This is a genomic window from Stutzerimonas stutzeri (assembly GCF_018138085.1).
Classification (GTDB): domain Bacteria; phylum Pseudomonadota; class Gammaproteobacteria; order Pseudomonadales; family Pseudomonadaceae; genus Stutzerimonas; species Stutzerimonas stutzeri_AI.
This window is the reverse complement of sequence record NZ_CP073105.1, coordinates 4,105,867-4,130,049: the sequence shown is the minus strand read 5'-3', so window position 1 is coordinate 4,130,049 and position 24,183 is coordinate 4,105,867. Positions and strand designations below refer to the sequence as shown.

The window sequence follows — 24,183 nt, the reverse complement described above, 5'->3', positions numbered from 1 at the left end:
ACAACAATGAAAACGCTCAAAGCGCTTGGATTGGCGATTGCCACCCTGACCGCGGCCCAGGCCGGCAGCGTGTATGCCGAACAGACCCTCACCATCGGCTTCACCGGCCCGCTGAGCGGCGGCGCCGCGCTCTACGGCGAGAACACCCTGTCCGGCCTGCGCATGGCAGTCGATGACGCCAACGAGGCCGGGGGCCTGAAGATCGGCGACGAGACCTACAAGGTCAACCTCATCAGCCTGGATGACAAATATTCGCCGAGCCAGGCCGCCACCAATGCCAAGCGCCTGGTGAAGGAATCGAACGCCGCGGCCGTGTTCGTGCCGCACACCGGCGGCGTGTTCGCCTTGCAGGACTTCAACGTCGCCGACGACTTCCTCATCATGGCCTACACCAGCGTGCCCTCGGTCACCCAGCAGGGCAATCCGCTGACGGTGCGCATTCCGCCGGAATTCACCGGCTACGTGGATGCCTTCTCCGACTACGCACTCAAGCATTACGGCAAGAAGCTCGGGATTGCCGGCGCGACCCACGAGTACGCCAAGATCTGGACCGACATGATGACCAAGGCCTGGCAGCAGAAGGGCGGTGAGATCGTTGCCAGCAATCCCATGGACTACAACAAGTCGACCGACTTCTACACCGGCGTCAGCCGGGTGATCGCCGAGAACCCGGATGTGATGTTCGTCGGCGGCGCCTCGGAGCCCACCGGTCTGGTCATGCAGCAGGCGCGTCAGCTGGGCTTCCAGGGCGGCTTCATCGTCATGGACCAGGCCAAGCTGGACGAAATCGCCGCGGCCACCGGTGGCCTGGATCTGCTGGAAGGCTCCGTGGGCGTCGTGCCGCTGTCCGAGTACGACAGCGAGGTCGCCAAGGTCTTCATCGATCGCTACCAGAAGGCGCACGGCAAAGTGCCGGGCTCTGAGGCTGCCTACAACTACCTGGCCTTCCATGCGCTGGCCAAGGCCATGGAGCTCGCAGGCACCACCGAACCGCAGCAGGTCAGAGCCAAGATGGGCGAAGCGCTGACGACCATGGACCCGAAGTTCAACCTCTATTCGGTGCAGGGCATGACCGACAACGGCGGCTTTATCACGCCGACCACCATGGCCGTGGTGGAAGGCGGCAAGATCGTCAGCAAGCAGATCGGCGAGTAGCCAGCCACCAGATTCTTCGAAAATTTTCTGACGGTTTCCTGATCTGCTTACGAGCGCCGATAGTGCCCTGCTGCCTAGCTGGGTCGTGGGTGACGTCCCGCTAGGATAGGGGCGGGCCGGTCTTTTTCCTTGCCGTGCACATAACCTTTGTTGGGCCTGAAAGCTCCGTTCACTCGTTGCGATCCGTCCGCTAGGCTCTGGGCCTCGAAGTCGCTCATTGCCGGGAGCCGCTCGTGCGAGCGAAGAAGCGCTGCTTGGCCCATTCCGAGCAGGCTGCGTAGAGCACGGTGATCAGCAGTACCGCGCTCAGGACCGATACCGGCAGTGGCTGCAAGGCGAACCAACCGCCGACCGGCGTATAGGGCAGCAGCACCGTCAGCACGCCGATGATGATCGAACTTGCCAGCAGGAAGCGCCCTGGACGGCTGCGGTAGAACGGCTTGTGCGTGCGCACCACGAAGATGATCACGAGCTCGGTGATCAGCGACTCGACGAACCAGCCGCTGCGGAACAGCTCCGGCTGTTCACCGACCAGGTAGACCAGCAGGCCGAAGGTGAGCAGGTCGAAGGCCGAGCTGATCAGGCCGAAGGTGATCATGAAGCGGCGCACCTCGCTGATGTCCCAACGATGGGGCGTGCGCGACCAGTCAGCATCGACGCGGTCACCAGCCAGACCAATGGCCGGGATGTCGGACAGAAAGTTGTTGAGCAGAATCTGTTTGGCCAGCAGCGGCAAGAACGGTAGAAAGAACGATGCCAGCGCCATGCTGATCATGTTGCCGAAGTTGGCGCTGGTGGTCAGGTAGATGTACTTCAAGGTGTTGGCGAAGGTGCGCCGGCCTTCGTCGATGCCCTGGCGGACAAGGCCGAGTTCGTGTCGCAGCAGGACGAAGTCGGCAGCTTCCTTGGCCACATCCACCGCGTTGTCCACCGAGATGCCGACGTCGGCTGCGTGTAGCGCCGGCGCGTCGTTAATGCCGTCGCCGAGAAAACCGACCACGTGGCCGGTCTTCTGTAGCGCGCGGATGATGCGCTCCTTCTGGTTGGGATCGACCTCGGCAAACAGGCTGACCCGTGGCGCCAGGTTGATCAGCGCCTCGTCGCGCATCTGCACCAACTCGGCGCCGGTGATGACGCGTTCGACATCGATGCCGACGCTCTCGGCCACCTGCCGGGCGATCAGGCGGTTGTCGCCGCTGATGATCTTCACTGCGACGCCGAGTTCGCGCAGGGCCGTCAGCTCGTCGCGCACGCCCGGTTCGGGCGGATCGAAGAACAGCAAGAAGCCGGCGAAGACCAGGCCCTGTTCATCGTCGACACTGCAGCGCTCGCGCTCGAGCGGGCGCCAGGCGAGCCCGAGCACACGGTAGCCGGCGGCGCTCCAGCTGGCGAACCTCGCATTCAGCGCCTCGCGACGGGTCTCGGTCAATGGCAGTACGGCATCACCCTGCTGCAGGCTCTCTGAGGCCTGCAGCACATTGTCCAGCGCGCCCTTGCAGACCAGTCTCGGCGTGGGCTGGTCGGCGTCGCGTACCAGCACGCTCAGGCGCTTGCGGACGAAGTCGTAGGGAATCTCGTCGAGCTTATCGGCGCTGGCCATCGTCGGCGCCTGGCTGCTCGCGTGGTCGCAGATCGATTCGTCCAACGGGTTGCGCAGGCCTGTCTGCAGCGAGGCATTGAGCCACGCCATGCGCAGGACCGTTGCGCTGGGCTGGCCGTTGACATCCAGAGCGCCGTCCAGCGCCACCACGCCGCGGGTCAATGTGCCGGTCTTGTCGGTGCAGAGCGTGTCCATCGCACCGAGGTTCTCGATGGCATTGAGATGGCGCACGATTACGCCGCGCCCGGCCATGCGCTGGGCGCCTGCTGAGAGCGTTGCGCTGAGGATCGCCGGGAGCAGCTCCGGCGACAGCCCGACGGCCAAGGCGATGGCGAACATCAGGGTGTCCAGTGGCGGGCGGTCGAGAAACAGGTTGAGCCCCAGCACCGCCGTAACCATGACCAGCATGACCCGCAACAGCAGCCCGCCGAAGTGGCGCAGGCCGCGCTCGAATTCGGTTTCCGGCGGGCGCAGCACCAGTGAGCGCTCGATATTCCCCAGTTCGGTGTGCACGCCGCAGCGCACCGCCAGCAGTCGCGCGGTGCCGCTGCGCAGCGAGGTGCCGCGGAACAGGCAGTTGTCACGCTGTGAAAGGCCGGTGTCGGCGGCGATCTGGCCCGCGTCTTTCTGCACCGGAAAAGTCTCGCCGGTCAGCAGCGCCTGGTTGACGAAGCAGTCGCGCGCCTCCACCAGCCGGCCATCGGCCGGAATCAGGCTGCCGGCTGACAGTTCGATGAGATCGCCGGGCACCACTTCGCTTGCCGGAATGCTCTGGATGCGTCCGTCGCGCCAGACATCGGCACGGCTGGCCACCTGCTCGCGCAGTCGCGCAATGGCCCGGTTGGAACGGACCTCGTGCAGGCTGCCGGCCAGTGCGCTGGCGATCACGATGGTCAGAACGATCAACGCGTCCAGCCAGTCCTGGGCGACCAGCGCGACAGCGGCACCGATCAACAGGATCAGCACCAGTGGACTGGCCAGCTGGCGAGCCAGCGAGCTCGCGATCACGCCGGGCAGCCCGAGACGGTGTGCATGCTGAACCGAGGGCTGGCGAGAGGCGGCCTGCTCGCTGCGCAGGCCGTCCGGACCCGCCTGTAGGCGCTCATGGAGCGCGTCCAGCGGCACGCTCCAATAGTCTGCCGCCGCTTCGCTGTTGTCGTCTTCCGGCCGTGCATGCAGTGCTTTTCTGGACAGCCAGAATCCGGGCAGCATCGGCAACCAGAAGCTCAGGGCACGAAACAGCAGGGTGGCTGAAAGGCCTGCTGCCAGGGGCACGCCGGCCCAGCTGAGAGTGGCTACCGAGGCCGCTTCGAATGCGCCCAATCCCCCCGGGACGATGCCGACGCTGCGCAACACGCTGGCCAGCATGAAGCTCGCGAAGATGCCGGTGAAGGGTGCCGAATGGCCGACCGCGAAGAGCAGCGCCCAGACGGTCAGCGCGTCGAGCAAGACGATGGCGAGCGAGTAGCCGCTCGCGCGCAAGAGCAGCGCAGGGCTACGGGTCAGATGGGGATCTGCGGCCAATACCATCGCCAGCAGGCGTTGCATCCAGCGAACGTTCTGCAGGCGTCTGGCCAAGCGGCTTTGTCCTAGCCCGGCGATCAGTGGCGCGGCAATGGTCATCAGACAGCAGAACAGCATGAACGCCGCGCTGGTGGCTATAACCGCCAGGCTGCCATGGCCGCTGCCGACTGCGACCACCAGCGCCGCGGCGAGCGCCAGCAAATAGGCCGCGAAATAGGACGAGACGCTGACGATGAAGCAGCTCGAGACTTGCGACAGCTCGATGCCACGCCGCTGCAGCATCGCGACGACGGCGACCGCGCCACTGAAACCGGACGAGGGCAGGGCCTGGTCGATGAACAATTTGGTCAGGCTGATCTTGGTCGCATCCCACAGCGGCAGCGCCGCCCCCGCAGCTGCCAGCACCGTGCGGTAAAGCTGGCCCTGCGCAACGTAGGTCAGGCCCTGCAAGACGACCGCCACTAGCAGCCAGCCTGGCTCGGCCTGCTGGAACACGCGCTCGAAATGACCGGCATCGGACAGTTGCAGGACGCCGACTACAAGCGCTCCGAGCATGGCTGCCCCCAGCAGCCATGAAAACCAGACCATGCGCGAGGCATGTTCGGTCGGGCGGGAGGAGTCGTCCATGTGGCGCATGCGGCGCACCTCGATACAGGAGATCAACAGGTGCTCATGCTCTCCCTGCCGACGCTTGGGGGCATTGACACCGATCACGCGGCTTGCGCGGATCCTGCAGCAAGGCTAGATGGCAACCAGGCGTTGTACACCCTCGCTCGCCATGTTCTCGCCACGCCCTTGCTGGATGATCTCGCCGCGGCTCATCACCAGGTACTGGTCGGCCAGTTCGGCGGCAAAATCATAGAACTGCTCTACCAGCAGGATCGCCATGTCGCCGCGGGCAGCAAGCTTCTTGATCACCGCGCCGATCTCCTTGATCACCGAGGGCTGGATGCCTTCGGTGGGTTCGTCGAGGATCAGCAGTCGCGGTTTGCTCGCCAGCGCCCGGCCGATGGCCAGTTGCTGCTGTTGGCCGCCGGAGAGGTCGCCGCCGCGGCGGTGCTTCATCTCTTTGAGCACCGGGAACAGCTCGTAGATGAACTCGGGCACTTCCTTGGCCTCTTTGGCGCTGAAACGCGACAGCCCCATCAGCAGGTTTTCCTCGACGGTCAGCCGCCCAAAGATTTCGCGCCCCTGCGGCACGTAGGCGATACCGGCGTGTACGCGCTGGTGCGGCTTGAAACCGGTGATCGGCTTGCCTTCCCAGCTCACCGCGCCTTCCTTGGCTGGGATCAGGCCCATCAGGCATTTGAGCAGGGTGGTCTTGCCGACGCCGTTGCGCCCGAGCAGGCAGGTGACTTCGCCGATCCGGGCGTCGAACGACAGGCCGCGAAGAATGTGGCTGCCGCCGTAGTATTGGTGGAGTTTTTCGACTTGGAGCATGGCTCGATTCCTGTTTTTTGGGCTGCAGGCCTCAGGCTGCAAGCTGCAGGCTAAAAGCGCTGTTGCCTGCGGCCTATGGCCTGAAGCCTGAAGCCAGGGCGCGTCAGCGCCCCAGATACACCTCGATCACCCGCTCATCGTTCTGCACGGTTTCGAGCGAGCCTTCGGCCAGCACCTGGCCCTGGTGCAGCACGGTGACGTGGTCCGCGATGGTGTCGACGAAGCCCATGTCGTGCTCGACCACCATCAGCGAGTGCTTGCGCGCCAGGCTCTTGAACAGCTCGGCGGTGAACTCGGTTTCGGCGTCGGTCATGCCGGCGACGGGTTCGTCGAGCAGCAGCAGCTGCGGGTCCTGCATCAAGAGCATGCCGATCTCGAGGAACTGCTTCTGGCCGTGGGAGAGCAGCCCGGCCGGGCGATTGCGCGAGGTTTCCAAGCGGATAGTCGCCAGCACTTCATCGATGCGATCCTTCTGCTCGCCGTTGAGTTTGGCCTTCAGGCTGGCCCACACGGATTTATCGGTTTTCTGCGCCAACTCCAGGTTCTCGAACACCGAGAGCGCCTCGAACACCGTGGGCTTCTGGAACTTGCGACCGATGCCGGACTGGGCGATTTCCACTTCGCTCATGCGCGTCAGGTCGAGGGTGTCGCCAAAGAACGCGGTGCCGCTGTCGGGGCGGGTCTTGCCGGTGATGACGTCCATCATGGTGGTCTTGCCGGCGCCGTTGGGGCCGATGATGCAGCGCAGTTCGCCGACGCCGATGTAGAGACTGAGGTTGGTGAGCGCCTTGAAGCCGTCGAAGCTGACGTTGATGTCTTCGAGGCTGAGGATGGTCCCGTGACGGGTATCCAGGCCTTCAGTCTTCACGCGGCCCAGGCCGATGGCATCGCGACCACTGCCGCTGGCGTCGATCAATTCGGGTACGGCTGCGGTTTTCATTGGTCGCCCCTCCGCTTCATGAGGCCGATGACGCCTTTCGGCAGGTACAGGGTGACGACGATGAACAGCGCGCCGAGGGCGAACAGCCAATACTCGGGGAAGGCCACGGTGAACCAGCTCTTCATGCCGTTGACGATGCCGGCGCCGAGCAATGGGCCGATCAGGGTGCCGCGCCCACCCAGGGCGACCCAGACGGCCGCCTCGATGGATTGCGTCGGCGCCATTTCGCTGGGGTTGATGATGCCCACCTGCGGCACGTAGAGCGCACCGGCCAGGCCGCAGAGCACGGCCGACAGCGTCCAGATGAACAGCTTGTAGCCGCGTGGATCGTAGCCGCAGAACATCAGGCGGTTTTCCGCATCGCGCAGCGCCGTCAGCACCCGGCCGAACTTGCTGCGCGCCAGACGCCAGCCGAGCAGCAGACTGCCAGCGAGCAGCACGACGGTGGCGAAGAACAGCGTGGCGCGGGTAGCCGGGGCGGAGATCGAGAAGCCGAGGATGGTCTTGAAGTCGGTGAAGCCGTTGTTGCCGCCGAAGCCGGTTTCGTTACGGAAGAACAGCAGCATGCCGGCAAAGGTCAGCGCCTGGGTCATGATCGAGAAGTACACGCCCTTGATCCGCGAACGGAAGGCAAAGAAGCCGAAGACGAAGGCCAGCAGCCCCGGTGCCAGCACCACCAGGCACATTGCCCAGAGAAAGCTGGAGGTGCCGTACCAGTACCAGGGAAGCTCGGTCCAGGCGAGAAAACTCATGAACGCGGGCAGCCCGTCGCCTGCGCTTTCGCGCATCAGGTACATGCCCATGGCGTAGCCGCCGAGGGCAAAAAACAGGCCGTGGCCGAGGGACAGCAGGCCCGCGTAACCCCAGACCAGATCCAGCGCCAACGCGACGATGGCGTAGCAGAGGATCTTGCCGACCAGGGTCAGGGTATAGGCCGACACATGGAAGGCATTGTCGGCGGGTAGCAGGTGCAGCAGCGGCATGGCCAGCAGGACGGCTAGGACTACGCCGAGCGCCATGGTGGTGAGTGTCGGACCGGCTTTATGCGCGGCCGTGATTGCGAGTGGCTGGTTCATGCGCAGCTCTCCTGTAGGAGCGAGCTTGCTCGCGAATGCGGGATCGGTGTCCGCGAGGAATTTCGTAGGGCGGGTGAAACCCGGCGAACGTGCTGAACGGCGACTGCGTATTGGCGGGTTGCATCCGCCCTACGGTTGCTGAGGGGCCGGCTGGGCGCCAATTCGCGGACAAGTCCGCTCCCGCAAAGGGCGCGAAGCGGGCGGGGAGAAGTCTTCAATCGATCACCCTCCCTTTGAGCGCAAACAGTCCCTGCGGGCGCTTCTGGATGAACAGGATGATCAGCGCGAGGATCAGGATCTTGCCCAGCACGGCGCCGATCTGCGGTTCGAGGATCTTGTTCGCGATGCCGAGGCCGAAGGCTGCGAAGATGCTGCCGGCCAGCTGGCCGACGCCGCCGAGCACCACGACGAGGAAGGAATCGATGATGTAGCCCTGGCCGAGGTCCGGGCCGACGTTACCGATCTGGCTCAGCGCCACGCCGCCGAGCCCGGCGATGCCGGAGCCCAGCCCGAAGGCCAGCATGTCGATGCGCCCGGTCGGCACGCCGCAGCAGGCGGCCATGTTGCGGTTCTGGGTTACGGCGCGCACGTTCAGGCCCAGGCGCGTCTTGTTCAGCAGGAGCCAGGTCAGCAGCACCACGAACAGCGCGAAGCCGATGATCACCATGCGGTTGTAGGGCAGCACCAGATTCGGCAACACCTGCAGACCGCCGGACAGCCAGCCCGGGTTGGCGACCTCGACGTTCTGCGCGCCGAACAATACACGCACCAGCTGGATCAGGATCAGGCTGATGCCCCACGTCGCCAGCAGGGTTTCCAGTGGGCGACCGTAGAGGTGTCGGATCACAGTGCGTTCCAGCGCCATACCGACCGCGGCGGTGACGAAGAAGGCCACCGGCAGCGCGACCAGTGGATAGAACGCCAGGGCGTCCGGCATGAGCCGCGCCATCAGTACCTGCACCATGTAGGTGGCGTAGGCGCCGAGCATCAGCATTTCGCCGTGGGCCATGTTGATCACCCCGAGCAGGCCGAAGGTGATCGCCAGGCCCAGCGCGGCGAGTAGCAGGATGCTGCCCAGGCTCAAGCCGCTAAAGGCCTGGCCGAGCAGCTCGCCGATCAACAGTTTGTGTTTGACCTGGGCCAGGCTGGTTTCCGCCGCTTTGCGCACGCCGGTATCGGTCTCGGCTTCATCGGCGAGCAGGTTTTCCAGGCGGACCCGAGCCAGTGGCGCCCCGGTTTCGCCGAGCAGACGCACGGCGGCGAGGCGCACGGCCGGGTCCTCGGCGCTGAGTTGCAGGTTGGCGAGTGTCAGGGTGAGGGCTTCGCGTACAGCCGGATTGTTCTCGGCGTCGAGGCGCTGTTGCAGGAGTGGGAGCTGCTCCGGTTGGCCGCTGCGCTGCAGGCGCTTGGCGGCGGCGAGGCGCTGCGCCGGGTCTTCGGCGAATAGCTGATGGCTGGCCAGTGCGGTGTTGAGCAAGCCGCGCAGACGGTTGTTCAGGCGCAGCTTCTTCGGCGTCCCGACGGGTTCGGCGTCGCCTTCGAGGGCGCGATAACTATCACCTTCCTCGACGAGCGGCGTTTTGTTCTTGTCGATCACAACACGATTGGCGCGCAGTGCTTCGATCAGTGCCAGACGCTCGGGGGCCGGCGCGATGGCCCAGTCCTCCAGCAGCTTGGCCTGTTTGGCCGGGCTCGCCTTGGCGTAATCGGCTGCGTCCCCGGCCTGGGCTGCGCAGGGCAGAGCCAGCAGAAGCAGCAAAAATATTCGGTACAGGGCAGTGTTCATTTAGGTATTCCCCAGGGACCCCGGTGCTCTCTTGGTGGAGCTTGCGGTGGTCGACAGGTGGATGAAAAAGGCGTCGGCGCTTCATCCATCGTTACAGCGCTGTAGGGTGGGTGGGCCGAACGACGTTCCGCTTCAGCCACCCGAAACGCCATTGGTGGGCTGAACAGGATGGCGTATTCGTTCAGCCTCCAGCGCTTTCGGTCAGTTGCTCTTGACGGCGTAATCCGGCTTCTTGTCGTTACCCGGGATATAGGGGCTCCACGGCTGCGCGCGGACCGGGCTTTCGGTTTCCCAGACCACCGAGAACTGACCGTCGTCCTGGACTTCGCCGATCATCACCGGCTTGTGCAGGTGGTGATTTTTCTCGTCCATGGTCAGGGTGTAGCCGCTCGGCGCTTCGAAGGTCTGGCCGGCCAGCGCATCACGCACCTTGCCTACGTCCGTGGTGCCGGCCTTCTCGACCGCCTGCGCCCACATGTGGATGCCCACGTAGGTGGCTTCCATCGGGTCGTTGGTCACCGCCTTGTCGGCGCCCGGCAGGTTCTTCGCCTTGGCATAAGCCTTCCACTTGCTGACGAAGGCTTCGTTGACCGGATTTTCCACCGACTGGAAGTAGTTCCAGGCCGCCAGGTGCCCCACCAACGGCTTGGTGTCGATGCCGCGCAGTTCTTCCTCACCGACCGAGAAGGCCACGACCGGGACGTCGGTGGCTTCCAGGCCCTGGTTGGCCAGTTCCTTGTAGAACGGCACGTTGGAGTCGCCGTTGATGGTCGACACCACTGCAGTCTTGCCGCCGGCGGAGAACTTCTTGATGTTCGCGACGATGGTCTGGTAATCGCTGTGACCGAAAGGCGTGTAAACCTCTTCGATGTTCGATTCCGGCACGCCCTTGCTGATCAGGAAGGCGCGCAGGATCTTGTTCGTGGTGCGCGGGTAGACGTAGTCGGTGCCGAGCAGGAAGAAGCGCTCGGCGCTGCCGCCGTCTTCGCTCATCAGGTACTCGACCGCCGGGATGGCCTGCTGGTTTGGCGCGGCGCCGGTGTAGAAGACGTTGGGCGACAGCTCTTCACCTTCGTACTGGACGGGGTAGAACAGCAGGCCGTCGAGCTCTTCATAGACCGGCAGCACGGATTTGCGCGACACCGATGTCCAGCAGCCGAAGGTTACCGCGACCTTGTCCTGGGTCAGCAGCTGGCGGCCCTTCTCGGCGAACAGCGGCCAGTTGGACGCCGGGTCGACCACCACCGGCTCGAGCTGCTTGCCGAGCACGCCGCCCTTGGCGTTGATCTCGTCGATGGTCATCAGCGCCATGTCTTTCAGCGAGGTTTCCGAAATGGCCATGGTGCCGGACAGCGAATGCAGGATGCCGACCTTGATGGTCTCGGCGGCCTGCAGGGTGAACGGGAACAGACCGCTGAGCATCAGGGCACTGGCGGCGAGGGTGGACTTGATCAGAGGACGGCGTTTCATGGTGGGCGGCTCCTTGGCTGTCCATGCGCAACGGTGGGGTTGGTCCATCGGGACTGCAGGCGCTATCGCAGCATCCGTGCCAATTTCATCGGAGCGCTCTGGCACAAGGCTTCGCGGTCATTCGTCTGAGTGAGCCCTCATGTGGGCAGGGCTCCGACGGGTACGAAAACGGGGCGGCCGACGCGACGTGGGGCAGCGCGCTGCACGCATGTGGTGCGAAACGATTTTCGCGATTCGTCGATGGTCGAGCCGGCGAAGCCAGGGCGGCTGCTTGCGGGGATCGCCTTGTCGCCATAGCATGATCGGCCCGCTCAGGAGCCCTCATGTCGCGCCGTCCCCGCCCACCGCGCACCGCCGCAGCGCGTACCCAGCCCCGTCGAGTCGCCAAGGCGCCGCCTGCCGAACCGCGCCTGCTGCTGTTGAACAAGCCGTTCGACGTACTCACGCAGTTCAACGATGCCGACGGCCGCGCCACGCTAAAGGATTTCGTCCCGGTTCCGGGCGTATACCCGGCCGGGCGACTGGATCGCGACAGCGAGGGCCTGTTGCTGCTGACCAATGACGGGCAATTGCAGGCGCGGATCGCCGATCCCAAGCACAAGCTGGCGAAGACCTATTGGGTGCAGGTTGAAGGCGAGGCGAGCGAGGAGCAGCTGCAACGTCTGCGCGAGGGCGTCGAACTCAACGACGGCATGACGCTGCCTGCGGAGGCTCGGGCGTTGGATGAGCCCGAGTTATGGCCACGAAATCCACCTGTGCGCTTTCGCAAGAGCGTGCCGACCTGCTGGCTTGAACTGGTGATCAGAGAAGGGCGTAACCGTCAGGTCCGGCGGATGACCGCCGCGGTCGGGCTGCCGACGTTGCGGCTGGTGCGGGTCAGAATCGGGCCCTGGTCGCTGGACGGCTTGCAGCCAGGCGAGTGGCGGGAAGTGCCGGCGCACTTGTGAGGCGCCGGCCACTGTGCAGCATCAGTGCGGGATGCCCTGCGAAACTTCGATGATGTAGCCGATGATCGGCTTGGCGAGGAAGGCGAACAGGCAAAGGCCAAGGCCCAGGAACAGGATCGCCGTGCCGAGGCGGCCAGCTTTGGATTTCTTGGCCAGGTCCCAGATGATGAACGCCATGAAGGCCATAAGGCCGCCGACCAGGACGATCATCATCCACTTTTCGAATACTTCAGGTTCCATCGAGCGCTCCGCGTGGCTAGTAACGACAACGGCTATGACAACGGGCGGGCTATTGTTGGCTGAGCAGGGCTCGTTTTTAAGACGCGCGGGGCATAGCAAGGCGGCGCCGAGTATACGCCACCAGGCTGCCGCGCGGCCTGTCAGCGGCATCCGGTCTCAGTTGCGCAGGTGCTCCAGCGGCAGCTCCGTGCTCGACGATACCTGCCGCAGGACGAAGCTCGACCGCACGCTCGACACCCCTTCGATGCGGGTCAGGGTGCCGAGCAGGAAGGCTTGGTAGTGCTCCATATCCGGCACCACCACTTTGAGCTGGTAGTCGGCATCCATGCCGGTCACGAGGCTGCACTCCAGCACCTCCGGGCATTTTCCGATCACTCCTTCGAAATGCTCGAAGCGCTCCGGTGTGTGCCGATCCATGCCGATGAGTACATAGGCGGTCAGGGTCAGGCCAAGTTTCTTGCGATCCAGCAACGCGACCTGGCGGGCGATATAGCCGTCGTCCTCGAGCTGCTTCACCCGCCGTGAGCAGGGCGAGGGTGACAGGCCGATGCGCTCGGCGAGATCCTGGTTGGATATCCGTGCGTCGTGCTGCAGTTCGTGGAGGATGCGCAGATCGTAGCGATCAAGTTTGCTCATTTGGTTTGGTCCTGCTGGCCTTGTTGCGCTAAATGATGTGTTGTTGCGTATGGATTGCGCAAGTGGCGGTTGTTTGAGCAATATTCGCAAACATCTAGCGTCGGGCGGGGCGTAAGCTTTATCCAACTTCAGCCCCCGGCAGAAAGGACACGGCACGCGACCCCCGCCGTGACCTCCGAACGCCTTACCAAGGTCGACGGTCCGGGCCCCCGACGCTCACGAGGCGCCGCGTGAAGAAGCCGTTACCATCGGCCCAACGAATCGAAGAGACCACGCCCCGGCGTGGTCTTTTTCGTTTTGGGGTTTTGTTTGGTGTTAAGTGGGTGGGGCTGTTCCTAGCCGCTGTGTATTGCGCTGTTGTGGGAGCGGCCTTGGCCGCGAAGCTTTTAAGCTTTGGTCTGAGTGGTACACCCGCTTGCCGGGGGGGCTGGGACATTGGTTTCGCCCTGCTGGGCGAGTCACTTTTTCTTGAGTGGCCAAGAAAAAGTAACCAAAAAGAAGGCCACCCCTGCATCCGGGTTTTGCTGCGCAAAACTCCCCTCGCTACGGCGTTGCTCCGGGGGTCGTCGCGAAGGGCCATCCCTGGCCCATCGCTCCTCGCTCGGCATCCATGCCTCGCGACCCCCTACGCAACGCCTACGCTCGGCCTCCTGAAAGGGGCTCGGGACCGAGTCGTCTGGACGTTTTTGAACAGCAACAAAGCGCCTTCCTCATTTAATGGCGAACAGTCTCGTAGGATGGATGCAACCATCAAGCTCTTGCGATGGGCTTCGCCCATCCTACGTTCTAAAGCCCACTGCACAATGCTTAGGCTTTTGATATCTGGCACAGACCAACAGACGCCGCCGAACGCCCCTTTCAGGAGGCCGAATGGAATCGCTGCGCAGAGGGGCGAGCGGCATGGATGCCGCGAGAGGACTAGGCGTCCCCCCGATGAAGGGCCATGGATGGCCCTTGCGCGGCGACCCTCGGAGTAGCGATGGAGTGAGGGAAGTCGAGCGAAGCGAGACCCGGATGCAGGGGCAAGCGTTTTTGGTTACTTTTGAGGGGCCGGCCATCCGGGCGTTTGGAAAAAGTGACTCGCCCAGCAGGGCGAAACCAATGCCTCATCCAACCCGGCCAACAGGTATGGCCACATGGACCAGAGCCCAAAAAGGCTTCGCGGCCAAGGCCGCCCCCACAACAGCGCGCTATGCAGGCACGCGTCCAGCATCACCCTTCGCCCTGACCACCTCAAGCGGATCGGCATGCACCAACACTTCCGCCCGCGGATACTTGGCGTGTATCGCCGCCTCGACCTGATCGCACAAGGCATGCGCCTCGATCAACGGCAACTGCCCCGGCAACTCCAGATGCATCTGCACGAACCAGCGGGTCCCAGAGACGCGGGTGCGCAGGTCGTGGCAACCGACCACACCGGGTACCGCGCAGGCCAGCTGGTGCATATCCTCACTGATTTCCGGAGGCAGCTCGGTATCCATCAGCACCGCACCGGCCTCGCGGACGATGCTCAGCGCGCTCCAGAAAATATAGAGCGCAATGGCAATGCCGAAGACCGCATCCAGGCGCTCCCAGCCATAGCCGGCCAGCACCAGCGCGACGAGGATGCTGGTATTGAGCAACAAGTCCGAACGGTAATGCAGGGAATCGGCGCGGATCGCCGTGGAGCCGGTTTCACGCACCACATGGCGCTGGTACATCAATAGCGCCACGGTCAGCGCCAGCGACAGCAGCATGACCGCGATGCCCAGTGCCGGTGCGCCCAACGGCTCGGGGTGCAGCATGCGGTCGACGCCTTGCACGCAGACGAGGATCGCACTGACCGAAATGAAGGCGCCCTGGCCAAGTCCGGCCAAAGCCTCGGCTTTGCCGTGACCGTAGCGATGGTCTTCATCGGCGGGACGCAGCGAGTAGTGCACCGCCAGCAGATTGAGCAGCGAGGCGGCGCCGTCCAGCAAGGAATCGGTGAGGCCGGCCAGCAGGCTCACCGAACCGCTCAGCCACCAGGCAAGCGCCTTGCTGGCAGCCAGCGTCAGCGCCACGGCCAACGCCAGCCGCGTGGCGCGGCGCATCAGCCTTGCGTGTTCGGCGCTGACGCCTTTGCGCTCGCGGGTGTGTTGCATCAGGCAGCAGGCCGCAGACCGAAGGAGGCGAGCTGCTCGACACTGCCGTTGTGCTGGATCAGGCGCGGGTCGTCCAGTGGCAGGCTGCGACCGGTTTCGGCCTCGATGATGGCCTTGAGCTTGGCCAGATCGACTACGCCATCGGCGCCGATGGCTTCCTGCAGTTTTTCCGGTGCCATGGAGTAGCTGTTGTCGGGCAGGTAGATCGCGCCGGTGGCGAAGTCGATGCCGAAGGCGATCAAGCCGGGGATGAGGTAGAACAGCAGGCCGACCGCGTTGAGCACGGCGATGGCGGGGTCGATGCGGCCATCGATCTGGCCACGGCGGTCGGGGTAGAACAGCGTGCCGCAAGCCGCCAGTTGAGTGAACAGGGAGACGGCCAGCACGCCGCCGATGACACGGGAACGAGTACGCATTTGGACCTCCGGAAAAAGTGGCGCAACTATACAAGGGCTACACAAGAGCTGCGTGATGTTTTCTCGACATCAGACCGCCTTCTGCGCCCCGGTGTTCAAGGGGCTGTGCAGCGCCTGCGAGGGGCGTTCAGCCGGTCGAACCTGGCTTGCGGCGGGCAAGTGATCCGTAGGGTGGATGACGCGTCACCCATCCACCGTACCGGGCGCTGACGGGTTGGAAAAACGTCATCCCCTAACAGCCCGCCAGCATCTTTATCGTCCCCTATAATGCCGCGCTCGAATCCGGAATCCTCATGTTGCTCCTACCAATTGATGAAGCCCTGCCGGCGCTGCGCCAGGCCCTGCTAACCCGAGACGAGGCGGTGCTCGAAGCGCCGCCCGGCGCCGGCAAGACCACCCGCGTACCGCTGGCGTTGCTGGACGAGGCGTGGCTGGAGGGGCAATCGATCCTGATGCTCGAACCGCGGCGTCTGGCTGCTCGCGCCGCAGCCGAACGGCTGGCCAGCGAACTGGGCGAGAAGGTTGGCGAAACCGTCGGCTATCGCATCCGGCTCGAAAGCAAGGTCGGACCGAATACCCGTATCGAAGTGGTCACCGAAGGCATTCTTGCGCGCCGCTTGCAGGACGATCCGACGCTCGATGGCGTTGGGCTGGTGATCTTCGACGAATTCCACGAGCGCAGTCTGGATGCCGATCTGGCCCTGGCGCTCACCCTCAACGCGCGCGTGCTGCTGCGAGATGAGCCGCTCAAACTGTTGCTGATGTCCGCCACGCTGGAAGGCGCCCGGCTGTCGAGCCTGCTCGACGATGCGCCGGTGGTGCGCAGTGAAGGGCGCATGTATCCGGTCACGCAGCGCTGGGGACGGCCGTTCCAGGCCGGCGAGCGCATCGAGCCGCGAGTGGTGCAAACCGTCCTTCAGGCGTTGGACGAGGAACCCGGCAGCGTGCTGGTCTTCTTGCCCGGGCAGGCTGAAATCCGCCGCGTGAACGATGCCCTGGCCGAGCAGTTGGCAGGTCGCGGCGAGGTGATGCTGTGCCCGCTGCACGGCGAACTGGAGCTGGCCGCCCAGCGCGCGGCCATCGAACCGGCGCCTGCCGGCAAGCGCAAGGTGGTGTTGGCGACCAACATCGCCGAGACCAGCCTGACCATCGAAGGCGTGCGGGTGGTGGTCGATGCGGGGCTGGCACGAGTGCCGCGGTTCGATCCGGGCAGCGGCATGACCCGCCTGGAAACCCGCCGCATCTCGCGCGCCTCGGCAACCCAGCGCGCCGGGCGTGCCGGACGACTGGAGCCTGGCGCCTGCTATCGGCTGTGGTCCGAAGACCAGCATGCGCAACTGGCCGCCTATGGCGACGCGGAAATCCTTCAAGCCGATCTGGCCGGCGTGGCGTTGCAACTGGCGCGCTGGGGCGTCGAACCGGACGAGCTGGTCTGGTTGGACGTGCCGCCCGCTGCTGCATACGCCCAGGCGCAGGATCTGCTCCAGCGCCTCGGCGCGCTCAGCCGCAACGTCCGTGGTGGTTGGCAACTGACTGCACACGGCCAGGCCATGGCCGAGCTGCCGGCGCACCCGCGTATCGCTCATCTGTTGTTGCGTGGCCATGCGTTGGGGCTTGCATCCCTGGCGGCCGATCTCGCTGCCTTGCTGGTCGAGCGTGACATTCAGCAGGGCGGTCAGCGTGGCGGGGCGGACATCTCCACGCGTCTTGGGCTGCTCGACGGCAGCGCGGGCCGGCACGCTGGGGCGCAGCGGGTGCGCCAGCTAGCACGGCAGTTTCGCGGTCTGCTGCGGGGGCCGGCGGGTGCTGCTCCGGCCAATGCTTTGGATCATCGTTGGCACGGCGCGTTGCTGGCCTTCGCCTATCCCGATCGAATCGCCCGCCAGCGGCGCGAGGGCGGCGGCGAGTATCGGCTGGCCAATGGTCGCGCGGCGGTATTCGGCGAGCCGGACGCATTGATGAAGGAGCCCTGGCTGGTGATCGCCGAGCTGGGCAGTCGTCAGGGCCAGCGTGAAGAGCGCATCTACCGTGCCGCTGCGCTGGACCCTGCACTGTTCGAGGATGTGCTGGCCGAGCAGGTCAGCCAACGCGACGAGCTGGAATGGGACGAGCGCGAAGGCGTGCTGCGGGCGGAGCGGCAGCGGCGTGTCGGTGAGCTGGTGCTCGGACGCGAACCCTTGCCGGGGCTGGATGACGATGCTCGCGATCGCGCGCTGCTCGGGTTGGTTCGTCGCAAAGGCCTGGAGCTGCTGCCGTGGACGCCGGAGCTGCGCCAGTGGCAGGCGCGGATTGCGTTGCTCCGGCAGCTCGAACTGGAATCCGGCGGGGCGAGCGACTGGCCGGACGTCAGCGACGAGGCGCTCCTGGCGCGGCTGGACGAGTGGCTGCTGCCTTACCTGGGCAAGGTCACGCGACTCGCCCACTTCGCCCAGCTGGATTTGCGCAGCATGCTCGCCACGCTGCTGCCGTGGCCGCTGCCCCAGCGTCTCGAAGAACTCGCGCCAACCGCCATCACCGTGCCTTCCGGGTCGCGGATACGACTCGACTACAGCGAGTCGCCACCGGTGCTGGCGGTACGCCTGCAGGAACTCTTCGGGCTGGCCGATACGCCACGCATCGCCAGCGGCCGTCAGGTGGTCAAGCTGCACCTGCTGTCACCGGCTCGCCGGCCTGTGCAGGTGACCCAGGATCTGGCCAGCTTCTGGACCAATACCTACCTCGAGGTGAAGAAAGACCTCAAGGGCCGCTATCCCAAACTATTCCATAAGTTAGACCCTTGGGTGGAATCCCTTAACAAAAAATAGTTTGACTGGTTCTATTGTTGGCCGTTCCTGTAACATCTAGGATTGACTGATCGACCAGGGGGGAGTCATGTCCTACTCCAATCGGCGTCACGAAGGCCGCTTGGTGCTCATCCCGCATCTGCGTGACGCCTTCGCCAGCCTGCATGTTCATCAAGCCCTGCCAGGTGCGGTCGCCGTGCCGCTCGCAGAGGATGACTTAAAGAGCGTTTACCAACTCGATGAGGTCGGTGAAGGCAGCGACCGGGACTTATTCAATTTCCCGGTGTTACTCCATGGCAATCGCGATCCCTGGCATGAGGCGAACGATTATTTGCTGAGCCTGATGCGTGACAAGGCTCCAATCAATCGGCGCACTGATGATATTCGGCGTCGTGCCAGCAAACTGCTTGATTACCTGCTGTTCTGCGAGGACAACGATCTTGATTGGCTCGACTTTTCCGGTGCCCGTCCTTCACTTCGCCCGACCTACAAATACTTCTATCACCTGATTAACGAGGGTGCTCGCAGCAATGCCGTAATCAATCAATATACGGCTGCTGTTTATCATTTCTACCGGTACGTTTCCGAGAACTGGCATGAACTTGATATGAAACGTGTCGATACGGTCAAGCAAGTTCGGCTCATTGTGCAGGGTTCTAAAGGCGCGCGAATAGTAGATGCGGAGAAGCGCAGCCAAACACGGCGCACGGCGCCGAGTAGTTCAGTGCCGCTGGGATTCGTGCGGGACGATGGCGAAGACCTTCGTCCGCTGTCGAATCGTGAGTTGGGGGTGTTTCTAAATACTATCAGGAGCGAACAGGAATGGTCTGCTGTTGAGCGGCTGATTCTGCTGACCTCGCTTATGACGGGCGCCCGCAAGCAGACCGTTCTGACCATGCGCCTGAAGCACCTCAAGGGCTTTACAGAGGATAAGTTGCTGTCGGAGGGCGCGTATAAACTCCATGCCGGCCCGCGCACCGGCATTGACACCAAGTTCGACAAGCCACAAGAGCTATATGTCCCCAAGCAGCTTGCCGAAGAGTTGGTGACGCTGGCCCGAAGCCTGATGATGAAGAAACGGCGGGAAAAGTTTCGGTCGCAGATGGAAGCCAAGCATCCTGGCCTGTCGATGGATGAGGACGATGTGTATTTGTTTCTCTCCGACCAAGGCAACTGTTATTACATGGCCGAAAATGACCCTCGCTATCTGATTGTGAAGTCACCGCAAATCGGGCAGGTCACGGAAACGATCAAGCGCAAGCTGATTAAGAAAGCTGCTGGTCAATTTCCAAAAGACTTTTCTTATCACTGGTTGCGGGCGACCTTTGCGTACCAGCTTTACCAACGCTTGCAAGTGCTGGTGGAAAAAGGACTGATGAAACCGGGTGAGGTAATTGACTTTATCCAGAGGCGATTGCACCACGAGTCCAGGGAAACCACCCACAATTATCTCAAGTTGTTCAGGATGACCCACGAAAAGGTCATGGCGCAAGAGGTATGGGAAAGCAAGCTGTTCGGTAATGGCGGCTACAGCGTATTGAAGGTAGAAGCCCAAGATGAATAGTCAGCAGCACTTCGAGCATCGCCCCAATGCGCAAGTCATTACGCTGCGCGAGGTCACTCAGCAGTTTGCTGAGCCTGAGAATTTGCGCCTGCAACTGTCCGCTAAGGTGATGAAGAAACCGCTGGATATTGGCAGTTTGGCGTACTGCATTCGTGGGAAGAACGAAAGCATCTATGATGATCGTGGTGCGCCAGTGGTGCTGGACTCCTTTGTCGAAAGTCGCCGCGAATTGATTGTAAGATTTCTGGAGTCTTTGGTCGGTCAGCGGGAAAAGACCGTCCTTTCGCGGTTCAGATATCTTGAGCAGTTTATCGACTGGGCAAACCGAAATGACTACAAGGAGGTCTTTGCCAGTGAAGCTGAAGCCCAGCGAGCGTATCGGGACTATACCGCGCACCTGAATCACCGAGTAGCCCATAAGGAGTTGCAGCCCCTCAGTGCTCGCAATGCTCAGTATCGCGCCACCAGTCTTATTGAATTGCTCTATCCAGAGAGCAGTCAACATATTCTCGCCGGGGCGATCATAATCAGGGGTGAAAGCGAATCGGAGGCAGTCAGTCCTGCTCATGTCGAGTTGTATCGCGACGTTTGTTTGGCCATTGCCCAGCAGGGCAGAAATTTTGTTCTGAACAACAAGCCCTATCCTTTGGTCGTCCCGATCCGAAATTACGAGGTTGTTGTGTTTCCATCGAATGGGGGGGCGGTTGGCCCATTCAAGGAATCTCCCCCTACATATAACGCTGCTGAGCGACGTATTGCCACGGTCGAAGAATACGTGGCGACCTGTGACAGATTGGGGCGGAGAAAGAGCCCTAAAGCAAATGTGGCGAGAGACCTGAAACGTTCTCGGGATAGTTTTCAGGCAGCTAACGACGATGCCCGCCATTGGCACCGATATCAAGTGGCGAGCCTGGCTGCGAAAGCCTATGCGTGTCTTTTCCTGATGGTGACAGGGGCCACTCCGACCGAGTTTGCACAGTTTGGCTACGCAGATGCGCTCGATGTCGAGAAGTCTCCAATAAAGAAAGAGTTATCGGCTGTGAAGTTTCGAGCGGCCGGGAAGTTGAATAATTATAATGTCGGGCGTGTCAATGGGCTGGCTCTTTTGAAAGAGTACCTCAAGCTCCGTGAGTGGATTCTAAACGGCGCAACGCATGAGCGGCTGTTCTTTTCGATGCCTCAGTCTGATAAGCGTAAAAGCGTAGAAAGTGCCTTTGGCGAACTAGATATCAGCCAGGCCTTAAAATTGTTCTACAACACTATCAGTGGCAGATTCCTCGATCCAAAGGTGACAAGACTGTCGTCACGCCAAATGCGCAAGTTCAAGAGCGTTGGGCAGCACACCGCAGGCCAGTCGCCGTCCGCCGTTGCGGCATCGCTGGGTCACACTGAGGCGGTGAATCAACAGAGCTATGCCCAGGCGCCGCCTGAGCAGCTGGAGGGCGAGTTCGGCCAGTTCTGGCAGGCCGTTCGTCATGCCGCCCAGGTCGTGCGTGAACGCAGCGAGGGGGGCACTGGCGCCCAGATCGCAACCGGGACGGGGCATTGTGACGGGTTCAATCAGCCGATCCCTGTACGCGATGTCGGAGCTGTTGCAATCGAGCCGAACTGCCGCACTCAGTACGGTTGCTTGTACTGCGAGCACTATATCTGTCACAGCGATGAAGAAGACCTACACAAGCTGCTGAGTTTGCAGTATGTGATCAATGCCGTGCGTAAATTAGCACCGGATGCCGCGCATGCCGATGAATTGTACAAAGAGTTGTCGATTCGCATCGAATTCATCGTTGAAGCGCTTGCTGAACGTTCTGATGCGGTGAAGCAGTTGATCGAAATGGTCAGGGCCAAGGTTTTTGAGTACGGCGTACTGACCGCGTTTTGGGAAGCCCGCTTGAGCCGTTATGAGATAATGGGGGTGGTGTTTTGAATGCGGTTGTCCAGTCGATCGGCAGTGTGTTTTCGAGCGGTCAGTTCTCCGAAATTTGTGAGCCGGATAATGCGCTGCATCAGTATGGCAAGCCTGCGCCCGGCTTTGTACTCTGTCGTGATGGGACTGGTACTGCCACGGCGGTGTACGCTGACGCAGTATGGGACTTTAACCCATACCGGCTGAGTGCAAAGAAAATCGGGAAGATTTACTTTGACACGGTGTTCGACGAAGGCGGGGCAGAGCAGAAGGCGCTGATAGAGGAGGCTAAGTATCTGCTCTACTGCCTGATCTACTTTGCCGGTGGCGGGCGACTCGGGAAGCTGAGTGTAACCACGCTCTATCAGTATTGGGTTGTGCTGCGCATTGCCATGCAATTCTGTCTTGAGCAGAAGCAAAGGCCTTTGGTGGGTACGCTGTCCTTGCAGCAACTCCTTACCGTCCCGGTGTATCTGGCAGCCTTTATTCGTGAAAAGACATTTGATCACGGGTTTCTTTCAGGGATTTTGCAAGGCTTGGCCAGGGCGGGCAGCGCACGGTTGGGATACGCCGTAGTTAATCCAAATAGTTTTTACCTAAAGAGGCCGGGTAGTAATCAGCATCCCGTCATTCCAACACGAATTTATCTGAATATAATCAATTTTACCGGCGATCTGCTTGATCATATACGCCAAGGTGTCGGGCGTTTCGAAGACTTTATCGCGTGCTTTGCCGATGAGCATTATGGCGTTGCTCATTCTCGGCAGAAAACTCGCGGCCTTGGCGGCAAAGCGCATTGGCGGCCCGATATGACGCAGGCACTCAAGGATCACGGCCTGAATTTGGTGTTTTCCGGTGAGTTTGAGTGCTCTCACAAACGTAATCTGCAACGTGTCTTGCTCAACATGCAATATGTGGCAAAGACGGTCATCCATCTCTATACGGGTATGCGCGATCAGGAAGTGCTGCGAATGCCGTATCGCTGTTTGTCCGATCAGGTTGTCAGGCAGGCTGTTGTTGATGAGCAGGGCGTTGAGCGGGATAAGTCACAGGCGGTAAGTGTTCTCTCGACCACCACTAAGCTCACCGGCTATAAGAAAGAAGGCGCATGGTTTGCGCCGAGCGAAGTCATCAAGGCGGTCGAAGTGGCTCAGGCGATTTGTCGCGGACTCGCCAGGCTTTACCAAATCGAACTGGATGATCGTTGCCCGCTGTTTCTGAATCCGTCCGTTCTGACTTTTACAAGGAACAACGCCGAGGTTGGCGTGACAAATTTTGAGGCTCGTAAGAAGGTAAAGAGTGTTTTGCGGACACTATTGATCCAGGCAGAGGACTTGCAGGAACTGACGCAAAGCGACCCGTCGCGGGATTTCTATAATGACCCTGAGTTTGCAGTCGGCCAGCCTTGGCCGCTGAGCAGTCACCAGTTCCGGCGCTCGCTGGCCTTTTACGGCAGCAGCAGTGGATTTGTCTCGTTGCCGGTGCTGCGCACGCAGTACAAGCACATGACGATTGAAATGTCCCGTTATTACGCCAATCACTACGGTAATCTTCGCACCATTTTTGGCTACTACGACGAAAATAAGAAAGACTTTGTGCTGCCCAGCAATCACTTCGCTTTCGAGTATCAGATGGCCATGCCTATGTCGGTGGCGAACCAGTTGATTGCCGATCTTTTATTAAGTGAAGAGCCGTTGTTCGGTGGCACCGGATCATACATGGAGAAACAAAAAGAGCGGGTCAAGGCGGGCGAAATTCAAATCGAAGATGTTCGTGAAGATACAAGGCAAAGAGTGAAGAACGGTGCAATTAGCTATCGCCAGACGCTGCTGGGTGGTTGTACAAAAGTGGGCCGCTGTGACTCTTTCATGCTCGGTGACTACACAGAGTGTTTGTCCTGCGAGGGCGCGATAATTAAGCCTTTAAAGCTAAATGCTGCGATTGAGGACGCAACTAATGAGTTATCACAATACGTAGAGGGCTCGGGCGAATATCAAATTGTGGCGGGCGATATTGAGCGCTTAATGGCTTTCAAGGCCCGCCTTGTCGACACGGTGGAGCTTTAGCCATGAAGTCTGGTGACGGACTAAGTAAAGGGATTGGCGCCTGTGAGGAGGCTTTGCAGCGCCTTTTGGATGGGAAGCCTTTTGTGCCCGAGCATGTAGGGCTAGATCTGTCTAAACTTACCGCGAGCATCGTCAGTCTTGAGGCTGGATTTGACCGTGGTTACCTGAAAAAATCTCGCAAAGCACATTTGCCAATACTCGCAAAGATCGAGGCTTGCCGTGCTGAGGCTAACAAGGGCTGCGGCTCATCAAATGATAAAAGCATCAAACGTTTAGAAGATAAAGTTGTGCTTCTAGAAAAAGAGCTGGCGATGGTCAGTTCGCAGCGTGATCGAGTGCTTACACAGAACCTCCAGCTATGGGCGCGCGTGAGAGAACTGGAACTAGCTGAGCGTCAGAACAAGTCGAGCAGGGTTCGGCTGCATCATTTATAGATTTACGCCTCCCAGACAGCATCACAAGCGTCGGAGAATGTTCTAGCAATGAGGTTGGGGCCGACAGCATTAATGCA

At 61.6% G+C, this 24,183-nt stretch carries 17 protein-coding genes; 7 read left to right on the top strand and 10 right to left on the bottom strand.

Features of this window, described 5'->3' with window-relative positions:
* Positions 1-6 precede the first annotated feature (6 nt).
* Positions 7-1,155: an ABC transporter substrate-binding protein gene (locus tag KCX70_RS19030; RefSeq protein WP_212618458.1), complete on the top strand. Its 1,149-nt coding sequence runs from the start codon at positions 7-9 to the stop codon at positions 1,153-1,155.
* 214 nt (positions 1,156-1,369) lie between these two features.
* On the opposite strand, the gene mgtA is transcribed toward KCX70_RS19030, so the two are convergent.
* The 6 genes from mgtA to urtA all read right to left on the bottom strand — a co-directional run bounded on the left by mgtA (position 1,370) and on the right by urtA (position 10,991).
* Positions 1,370-4,915: a magnesium-translocating P-type ATPase gene (gene mgtA / locus KCX70_RS19025; protein WP_212620388.1), complete on the bottom strand. Its 3,546-nt coding sequence runs from the start codon at positions 4,913-4,915 to the stop codon at positions 1,370-1,372.
* 105 nt (positions 4,916-5,020) lie between these two features.
* Positions 5,021-5,719 carry an urea ABC transporter ATP-binding subunit UrtE gene (gene urtE, locus KCX70_RS19020; RefSeq protein WP_102853240.1) on the bottom strand — a complete coding sequence of 233 codons (699 nt, stop codon included), beginning with the start codon at positions 5,717-5,719 and terminating at the stop codon, positions 5,021-5,023.
* Between the two features lie 103 nt (positions 5,720-5,822).
* Positions 5,823-6,659 carry an urea ABC transporter ATP-binding protein UrtD gene (gene urtD / locus KCX70_RS19015; RefSeq protein WP_212618457.1) on the bottom strand — a complete coding sequence of 279 codons (837 nt, stop codon included), beginning with the start codon at positions 6,657-6,659 and terminating at the stop codon, positions 5,823-5,825.
* Positions 6,656-7,735, bottom strand: coding sequence for an urea ABC transporter permease subunit UrtC (gene urtC, locus KCX70_RS19010; protein ID WP_212618456.1), 1,080 nt, complete (start codon positions 7,733-7,735; stop codon positions 6,656-6,658). The genes urtD and urtC overlap by 4 nt, the downstream gene beginning before the upstream one ends.
* A gap of 214 nt (positions 7,736-7,949) precedes the next feature.
* Positions 7,950-9,521, bottom strand: a complete 1,572-nt coding sequence (gene urtB / locus KCX70_RS19005) for an urea ABC transporter permease subunit UrtB (RefSeq protein ID WP_212618455.1) — start codon at positions 9,519-9,521, stop codon at positions 7,950-7,952.
* A gap of 201 nt (positions 9,522-9,722) precedes the next feature.
* Positions 9,723-10,991 carry an urea ABC transporter substrate-binding protein gene (gene urtA, locus KCX70_RS19000; protein ID WP_212618454.1) on the bottom strand — a complete coding sequence of 423 codons (1,269 nt, stop codon included), beginning with the start codon at positions 10,989-10,991 and terminating at the stop codon, positions 9,723-9,725.
* A 323-nt stretch (positions 10,992-11,314) separates the two neighbouring features.
* On the opposite strand from urtA, the gene KCX70_RS18995 reads away from it, so the two are divergent.
* On the top strand, positions 11,315-11,938 hold the full coding sequence (locus KCX70_RS18995) for a pseudouridine synthase (RefSeq protein ID WP_212618453.1): 624 nt from the start codon (positions 11,315-11,317) through the stop codon (positions 11,936-11,938).
* A gap of 21 nt (positions 11,939-11,959) precedes the next feature.
* Here KCX70_RS18995 and KCX70_RS18990 read toward each other — a convergent pair whose 3' ends face one another.
* The 4 genes from KCX70_RS18990 to KCX70_RS18975 form a co-directional block, all read right to left on the bottom strand.
* The gene (locus KCX70_RS18990) at positions 11,960-12,178 is read right to left on the bottom strand and encodes a DUF2788 domain-containing protein (RefSeq protein WP_021210252.1); all 219 of its coding nucleotides are present in this window, start codon (positions 12,176-12,178) and stop codon (positions 11,960-11,962) included.
* 156 nt (positions 12,179-12,334) lie between these two features.
* The gene (locus KCX70_RS18985) at positions 12,335-12,814 is read right to left on the bottom strand and encodes an Lrp/AsnC family transcriptional regulator (RefSeq protein ID WP_021210253.1); all 480 of its coding nucleotides are present in this window, start codon (positions 12,812-12,814) and stop codon (positions 12,335-12,337) included.
* A 1,190-nt stretch (positions 12,815-14,004) separates the two neighbouring features.
* On the bottom strand, positions 14,005-14,937 hold the full coding sequence (locus tag KCX70_RS18980) for a cation diffusion facilitator family transporter (protein ID WP_212618452.1): 933 nt from the start codon (positions 14,935-14,937) through the stop codon (positions 14,005-14,007).
* On the bottom strand, positions 14,937-15,353 hold the full coding sequence (locus KCX70_RS18975; RefSeq protein WP_102853247.1) for a polyribonucleotide nucleotidyltransferase: 417 nt from the start codon (positions 15,351-15,353) through the stop codon (positions 14,937-14,939). The genes KCX70_RS18980 and KCX70_RS18975 overlap by 1 nt, the downstream gene beginning before the upstream one ends.
* Positions 15,354-15,646: 293 nt before the next feature.
* Between KCX70_RS18975 and hrpB the strand changes: the two genes are divergently transcribed.
* The 5 genes from hrpB to KCX70_RS18950 all read left to right on the top strand — a co-directional run bounded on the left by hrpB (position 15,647) and on the right by KCX70_RS18950 (position 24,106).
* Entirely contained in the window at positions 15,647-18,157 is a 2,511-nt protein-coding gene (gene hrpB / locus KCX70_RS18970) for an ATP-dependent helicase HrpB (protein ID WP_212618451.1), read from the top strand.
* A gap of 67 nt (positions 18,158-18,224) precedes the next feature.
* Entirely contained in the window at positions 18,225-19,700 is a 1,476-nt protein-coding gene (locus tag KCX70_RS18965; RefSeq protein WP_212618450.1) for a site-specific integrase, read from the top strand.
* Positions 19,693-21,627, top strand: a complete 1,935-nt coding sequence (locus tag KCX70_RS18960; RefSeq protein WP_212618449.1) for a hypothetical protein — start codon at positions 19,693-19,695, stop codon at positions 21,625-21,627. The genes KCX70_RS18965 and KCX70_RS18960 overlap by 8 nt, the downstream gene beginning before the upstream one ends.
* A complete protein-coding gene (locus KCX70_RS18955; RefSeq protein WP_212618448.1) occupies positions 21,624-23,672 on the top strand; it encodes an integrase in 2,049 nt (682 codons plus the stop codon). The genes KCX70_RS18960 and KCX70_RS18955 overlap by 4 nt, the downstream gene beginning before the upstream one ends.
* A 2-nt stretch (positions 23,673-23,674) precedes the next feature.
* Positions 23,675-24,106, top strand: coding sequence for a hypothetical protein (locus KCX70_RS18950; protein WP_212618447.1), 432 nt, complete (start codon positions 23,675-23,677; stop codon positions 24,104-24,106).
* The last annotated feature ends 77 nt before the right edge of the window (positions 24,107-24,183 follow it).